At 65.9% G+C, this 5,258-nt stretch carries 4 protein-coding genes; all 4 read left to right on the top strand.

Annotation, left to right across the window (positions count from 1 at the left end):
* Positions 1 to 426: 5'-nucleotidase C-terminal domain-containing protein (locus VDP82_RS13470; protein ID WP_323015364.1), on the top strand; the 426-nt coding region annotated here is incomplete at its 5' end.
* A gap of 64 nt (positions 427 to 490) precedes the next feature.
* Positions 491 to 1,474: a ribonuclease T2 family protein gene (locus VDP82_RS13465; protein ID WP_323015363.1), complete on the top strand. Its 984-nt coding sequence runs from the start codon at positions 491 to 493 to the stop codon at positions 1,472 to 1,474.
* A complete protein-coding gene (locus VDP82_RS13460; protein ID WP_323015362.1) occupies positions 1,474 to 2,583 on the top strand; it encodes a THUMP domain-containing class I SAM-dependent RNA methyltransferase in 1,110 nt (369 codons plus the stop codon). The genes VDP82_RS13465 and VDP82_RS13460 overlap by 1 nt, the downstream gene beginning before the upstream one ends.
* Before the next feature lie 201 nt (positions 2,584 to 2,784).
* Positions 2,785 to 5,258, top strand: a 2,474-nt coding sequence (gene carB / locus VDP82_RS13455; RefSeq protein WP_323015361.1) for a carbamoyl-phosphate synthase large subunit, incomplete at its 3' end; no start/stop codon positions are given.

Below are 5,258 nucleotides of genomic sequence, written 5' to 3'. Positions count from 1 at the left end.
ATCGACCTCACCCAGCCCTCGCGCTTCGCCGCCGACGGCAAGTCCGAGCCCAACCCCGATGTCAGCCGCATCGTTGACCTGATGTATGACGGCAAGCCGATCGATCCCGAGCAGAAATTCGTCATCGCCACCAATAATTACCGCGCCGGTGGCGGCGGCTATTTCCCCGGCACGGGAGCGCAGAACACCATCTTCATCGGGCCCGATACCAACCGCGACATCATCGTGCGCTATATCGTGGAAAACGGCACCATCGACCCCAAGGCCGACAGCAACTGGTCGCTCGCCCCGATCGGCGACACCACGGTGCTTTTCCCCACCGGCCCCAAGGCCGCCGCGCATGTGGATGACGTCACCGCCGTCAAGATCGAGGCGACGGGGGAAACCGACGAGGCCGGTTTCGGGCTTTATCGCATCACGCTCTGAGCCATTCCACTTGGCAAAAAGGTAGGGGAGCCGCTAAGGCTCCCCTGTCGTTTGTGGAGGCCCCATGCGCCCGCTCCTCGTGCTGATCCTGATGCTGCTGCCGTTTCCCGCCTTGGCCGAGGTGCCGCTGAGCGGCTATTTCACCGCCGGCCGGGCCTGCCCGGCCTATCAGTCGATCAGCCGCCAGACCAATCCCGGCGATATCCTCATCCGCCCCGGCACGGCCTATGACCTTCTTGCCGGCAACAGCGCCCGCCCCACCCATCTCTGGATCAGGGTGCCCGGCGCGCAGCCCGACCGGCGCTGGGTCGCCATCGATTGCGGCACCCGCTCCACCGACGCCGAGGGCCGGCAGGACGAGCCGCCGCCGCCGCCCCCACGCCGCAACTATCGCGGCACCCAGTATATCCTGGCGGTCAACTGGCAGCCGGCCTTCTGCGAAACCAGCCCCCGCAAGCCCGAATGCCGCGCTCAGCGCCCCGACAGCTTCGAGGCCACCAACTTCACCCTGCATGGGCTCTGGCCACAGCCGCGCGATAATGCCTATTGCAACGTCACTCCCGCCGAACGCCGCGCCAGCGAAAGCGGCGACTGGCGCAGCCTCGCAGAACCCCGGCTCAGCCCCGGCCTGCGCCGCGATCTGGACGAGGTCATGCCCGGCACGCTTTCGGGTCTCGACAGGCACGAATGGACCAAGCACGGCACCTGCTACGGCGCCAGCGCCGAGCGCTATTTCACCGATGCGCTCGATTTGATGCTGGCCCTCAATGCCTCGCCGGTCGCCGAGCTTTTCGCCGCCAATATCGGCCGCAAGATCACCTTGCGCCAGGTGCGCGCCGCCTTTGACGAGGCTTTCGGGCCCGGCACCGGAGAGCGGGTGCGCATGGAATGCGCCCCGGACGGCAATCGCACCATCATCACCGAACTGACCATCGGCCTTACCGGCGAGATTTCCGGCCCCGACGATTTCGCCCGCCTCATCGCCGCCGCCAGCCCCACCGAGGGCGGCTGCGCATCGGGCATGGTCGATCCCGTGGGGCTGCGCTGATGACCGAGCCCTTCGAGATTTATCTGGTCGCCACGCCGGGCCTCGAAGCCCCGCTTTGCGAAGAGGCCCTGGAGGCCGGCTTTGCCGGCGCGCGGATCGTCGCCGGGGGCGTTGCCTTCATGGGCCATATGCCCGATGTGTGGCGCGCCAATCTGGTGCTGCGCGGGGCCACCCGCGTGCTTGCCCGCATTGCCAGCTTCCGGGCGCTGCACCTGGCCCAGCTCGACAAGCGCGCCCGCAAGGTGGACTGGAAAAGCCATCTGCGCCCCGACATTGCGGTCAAGGTCGAGGCCAGTTGCAAGCGCTCGCGCATCTATCATGCCGGAGCCGCCGCCCAGCGCGTCGCCAATGCCATCGCCGCCGAACTGGGCGCCCCCATCAGCGACGAGGCCGAATTGCGCGTGATGGTGCGCATCGAGGACGATTCCGTCACCATCAGCCTCGATACCACCGGCGCCTCGTTGCACAAACGCGGCTTCAAGGAGGCGGTCAACGCCGCCCCCATGCGCGAGACCATGGCCGCCATGTTCCTGCGCCAGTGCGGCTATGACGGCACCGAACCCGTGCTCGACCCCATGTGCGGCTCGGGCACGTTTCCCATCGAAGCCGCCGAAATCGCGCTGGGCCTGCCGCCCGGCCGCGAGCGCGACTTCGCCTTCCGCCTGCTGCCCGGCTTCGATGCGACGGCATGGGCGGCAATGCGCGCGCCAACTTCCCCCCGCGCCGTGCCGCTGCGCTTTTTCGGCTCCGACCGCGATCCCGGCGCCATTCGCATGAGTCGGGAGAACGCTGACCGTGCCGGCGTCGCCGATTTCACCGCGTTCGAGCAACTCGCCATCGACCAGCTCCGGCGCCCCGACGGCCCGCCGGGCCTGGTCATCATCAACCCGCCCTATGGCACGCGGCTGGGCAACAAGGCGCCGCTGCTGGCGCTGCATGGCAGCCTGGGCACCGTACTGCGCAGCCATTTTTCCGGCTGGCGCGTCGGCATTATCACCGCCGACAAGGACCTGGCGCGCACCACCGGCCTTGCCTTCGAAAAGCCGCTGCCGCCGGTTCTGCATGGCGGGCTGCGCGTCGCCCTTTATCGCACCCGGCCCCTTGCATAGAGACGGGGCCGAAAAAACTCTCTGCCGCCGCCCCCTTCCCAACCGGGCCGTCTTCCGCTAAACCGCCGACTTAACCACCATGTCCGGTTTACTTCCCCGGCGCCGCAGCGCTCAGTTGCCGCGCGGGTTTCGCGCGGACAGGTGTGTCCGGGCGATTCCCCCTCGCCCGTCCCATATTGTGACCAGACCGAGCGAGCCCCCATGCCGAAGCGTACCGACATCAAATCGATCCTCATCATCGGCGCGGGCCCCATCATCATCGGGCAGGCATGCGAATTCGACTATTCGGGCACCCAGGCCTGCAAGGCGCTCAAGGAAGAGGGCTACCGGATCGTCCTGGTCAACTCCAACCCCGCCACGATCATGACCGATCCCGATCTGGCCGACGCGACCTATATGGAGCCGATCACGCCCGAGGTGGTGGCCAAGATCATCGAGAAGGAGCGCCCCGACGCGCTGCTGCCCACCATGGGCGGCCAGACCGCGCTCAACTGCGCGCTCAGCCTGCGCAAGATGGGCGTTCTGGAAAAATTCGGCGTCGAGATGATCGGCGCCACCGCCGAGGCCATCGACAAGGCCGAGGACCGCGAGCTCTTCCGCGACGCCATGCAGAAGATCGGGCTGGAAACCCCGCGCTCCATGCTGGCCCACAACACCATCGAGGCCCTGCAGGCGCTGGAGGTCATCGGCCTGCCCGCCATCATCCGCCCCAGCTTCACCCTGGGCGGCACCGGCGGCGGCATCGCCTATAACCGCGAGGAATATCTGGCCATCTGCGAAAGCGGCATCGACGCCTCGCCCACCAATGAGGTGCTGGTGGAGGAAAGCGTGCTCGGCTGGAAAGAGTACGAGATGGAGGTTGTCCGCGACAAGAAGGACAACTGCATCATCGTCTGCTCCATCGAGAATATCGACCCGATGGGCGTGCATACCGGCGATTCCATCACCGTAGCCCCGGCCATGACCCTGACCGACAAGGAATATCAGGTCATGCGCAATGCCAGCCTCGCCGTCTTGCGCGAGATCGGCGTGGAAACCGGCGGCTCCAACGTGCAGTTCGCGGTCAATCCCAAGGATGGCCGCATGATCGTCATCGAGATGAACCCGCGCGTCTCCCGCTCCTCGGCGCTGGCCTCCAAGGCCACCGGTTTCCCCATTGCCAAGGTCGCGGCGCGCCTGGCCGTCGGCTATACGCTGGACGAACTGGAAAACGACATCACCGGCGGCATGACCCCGGCTTCGTTCGAGCCTTCCATCGACTATGTCGTCACCAAGATTCCGCGCTTCGCCTTCGAGAAATTCCCCGGCTCGGACAATCGCCTCACCACCTCGATGAAGTCGGTGGGCGAGGCCATGGCCATCGGCCGCACCTTCCAGGAATCGCTGCAAAAGGCGCTGCGGAGCCTGGAAACCGGGCTCACCGGCCTCAACGAGATCGGCATTCCGGGCCTGGGCGAAGGCGAGGACAAAAACGCCATCAAGGCCGCGCTGGGCACCCCCACCCCGCAGCGTCTGCTGCATGTGGCCGAGGCCATGCGCCTGGGCGTTTCCATCGAAGACATCTTCGAGGCCTGCAAGATCGACCCCTGGTATCTCGAGCAGATGCAAGGCCTCATCGATACCGAAGCCAAGGTGCGCCAATACGGCCTGCCCCAGGACGCGGACAATCTGCGCAGCCTCAAATCCATGGGCTTTTCCGATGCGCGGCTGGCCCAGTTGGCCAATGTAAAGCCCGCAGACGTGCGCAAGCTGCGCCATTCGCTGGGCGTGCGCCCGGCCTTCAAGCGCATCGACACCTCGGCGGCCGAATTCGCCTCGCCCACCGCCTATATGTATTCGACCTATGAAGTGCCCTTCGCCGGCAAGGTCGACGACGAGGCGCGCCCGTCCGATCGCAAGAAGGTGGTCATCCTGGGCGGCGGCCCCAACCGCATCGGGCAAGGCATCGAATTCGACTATTGCTGCTGCCACGCCGCCTTTGCGCTGGCCGATGCCGGCTATGAGACCATCATGGTCAACTGCAATCCCGAGACGGTTTCGACCGACTACGACACCTCGGACCGGCTCTATTTCGAGCCGCTGACCGAAGAAGACATCATCGAAATCCTCGAAACCGAAAAGCAGAACGGCACGCTGCACGGCGTCATCGTGCAGTTCGGCGGCCAGACCCCGCTCAATCTGGCCGAGGCGGTGCAGAAGGCGGGCGTGCCGATCCTGGGCACCCAGCCCGACGCCATCGACCTGGCCGAGGACCGCGATCTCTTCTCCAAGCTGCTCAACAAGCTCGAACTCACCCAGCCCAAGAACGGCATCGCCTATTCGCTGGAACAGGCCCGGCTCGTCGCCGAGCGCCTCGGCTATCCTCTGGTCATCCGCCCGTCCTATGTGCTGGGCGGGCGCGCCATGGCGATCGTCCATTCGGCCAATGAATTCGAGCGCTATGTGCAGGACACGCTGACCGGCCTTGTGCCGCCCGATATCCTGCAGCGCTATCCCAACGACAAGACCGGCCAGATCAACTCGGTGCTGTCCGACAATCCGCTGCTGTTCGATGCCTATCTCAGCGGCGCCACCGAGATCGACGTCGATGCCCTGTGCGACGGCAAGGACGTGTTCGTCGCCGGCATCATGGAGCATATCGAGGAAGCGGGCATCCATTCGGGCGACAGCGCCTG

This window comes from Devosia sp., from assembly GCF_034675085.1.
In the GTDB taxonomy this organism is placed as follows: domain Bacteria; phylum Pseudomonadota; class Alphaproteobacteria; order Rhizobiales; family Devosiaceae; genus Devosia.
The sequence above is the reverse complement of the archived record's forward strand: the minus strand, read 5'-3'. Positions and strand labels throughout refer to the sequence as shown.